At 74.2% G+C, this 1,860-nt stretch carries 2 protein-coding genes; one reads left to right on the plus strand and one right to left on the minus strand.

Annotated elements, in window-relative coordinates:
* Nucleotides 1-54: 54 nt before the first annotated feature.
* The gene (gene nadE, locus ACFV0G_RS38920) at nt 55-885 is read right to left on the minus strand and encodes an ammonia-dependent NAD(+) synthetase (RefSeq protein ID WP_380558510.1); all 831 of its coding nucleotides are present in this window, start codon (nt 883-885) and stop codon (nt 55-57) included.
* Between the two features lie 306 nt (nt 886-1,191).
* Here nadE and ACFV0G_RS38925 point away from each other — a divergent pair, with 306 nt between their 5' ends.
* On the plus strand, nt 1,192-1,779 hold the full coding sequence (locus tag ACFV0G_RS38925) for a chloramphenicol phosphotransferase CPT family protein (RefSeq protein ID WP_380558512.1): 588 nt from the start codon (nt 1,192-1,194) through the stop codon (nt 1,777-1,779).
* Nucleotides 1,780-1,860: the final 81 nt, after the last annotated feature.

Below are 1,860 nucleotides of genomic sequence, written 5' to 3' on the forward strand. Positions count from 1 at the left end.
TCCAACGGCCACGGCTCACCGCCACGGCCCACCGCCACGGCCCACGGACACGGCTCAGGGGGCGATCGGCAGCTGCCGCTTGTGCTCGGTGTTCCGGTAGCGGCGAACGATGATCTCGAAGGCGGCCGCGTCGACGGGCTTGCCCTCGAGCAGGTCGTCGATGTCGTCGTAGGTGACGCCGAGGGCGTCCTCGTCGGCGAGGCCCGGGTTCAGCGTCTCCAGGTCCGCGGTCGGGGTCTTCCAGACCAGCGCGGACGGGGCCCCCAGCGTGTCCGCCACGGCCCGGACGCGCCGCTTGGTGAGGCCGGTCAGCGGGACCACGTCGGCCGCGCCGTCGCCGAACTTGGTGAAGAAGCCGGAGACCGCCTCGGCCGCGTGGTCGGTGCCGACGACCAGACCGGCGTGCGCGCCGGCCACCGCGTACTGGACGACCATGCGCTGCCGGGCCTTGATGTTGCCGTGCACGAAGTCCTTGTGGTGGGCGTCGCGGAAGGCCGTGCCACCGGCCACCACCGCGGCCAGCGCGGCGTCGGCGGCGGGCTGCACGTCGACCGTCAGCACCTGGTCGGCCCGGATGAACTCCAGCGCCAGCTGCGCGTCCTTCTCGTCCGCCTGGGTGCCGTACGGCAGCCGCATCGCGTAGAACGTCGCATCGTGGCCGGCGGCACGGACCCGCTCGACCGCCAGCTGGCAGAGCCGGCCGGCAGTGGTGGAGTCCACGCCGCCGCTGATGCCGAGGACGAGCGAGCGCATGCCCGCGGCGGTCAGCCGGTCGGCGAGGAAGGCCACCCGGCGCTCGATCTCCTGCTGGGCGTCGAAGGACGCGCTCACCTGGAGGTCCCGGGCGATCTCCTGCTGCAGGGACGTGGACGCCAGGTCGGTCACGGATGCTCCTCGGTCGGGCCGGCGGGCGGGTCGGCGCGCGCCCCCGGACCGGGGCCCCGGGCGCGTGCAGGGGTCGGAAGAACTCTAGAGGAAGGCAGCAGGGGTCCTGTCCGGGGCCCGCACCGCGCGGCCTCCGCCCACCGGTACGCGGTCCCACCCCGTACGCCGTCCATCCGCGATGCGACCCGGATCGGGATGCGATCCGCCCGGCGGGCGATCGGCCCGGGATGCGGTGGGGATGTGGCGGACGCGCGGGCGCGGCGCTGTGTGATCATGCAGGGCATGACTGCGGACATGACAGCGGGCGTGGCGCCCGGCCGGATCATCTTCCTCAACGGCACGTCCAGTTCGGGGAAGTCGAGCATCGCCCGGGAGCTGCTGGACATCCTCGACGACCGGGTCCACTTCCATCTGTCGGTGGACGGCTTCAACGCCATGCGGACCAAGCGCCCGCTCGCGGCGGACGAACTCGACGCCGCGCTGCGGCGGACCAGGTCGGGCTTCCACCGGTCGATCGCGGCCATGGCCTCGGTGGGCAACGACGTGATCGTCGACCATGTGCTCAGCGAACCCTGGCGGCTGCTCGACTGCTTGGCGGTGCTGCCGCCCGAGGACGTCCTCTTCGTCGGGGTCCACTGCCCGCCGGACGAACTCGCCCGCCGCGAGCAGGCCCGCGGCGACCGTCCGCCCGGCCTCGCGGCGCACCAGTACGACCTGGTCCACAGGCACGGGGACTACGACCTGGAGTGCGACACCGGCGCACTGAGCCCCCGCGCGTGCGCGGAGCGGATCAGGGATTTCCTGCCGCACCGCCCGACGCCCACCGCCTTCACCCGACTGCGGGCGCGGCACCTGGCGGACGGCCGTGGCGCCCAGGAGGCGGCGGCCCGCTGAGCCCGGTCCCACCGCGTGGCGGGTCGGCCGAGCGAAGGACCGCCGGGTCCGCTCCGTCCGCGGGCGCGCGGAGGGCGGGGC

Origin of the sequence: Kitasatospora sp. NPDC059571 (assembly GCF_042735675.1) — a bacterium.
Classification (GTDB): Bacteria; Actinomycetota; Actinomycetes; order Streptomycetales; family Streptomycetaceae; genus Kitasatospora.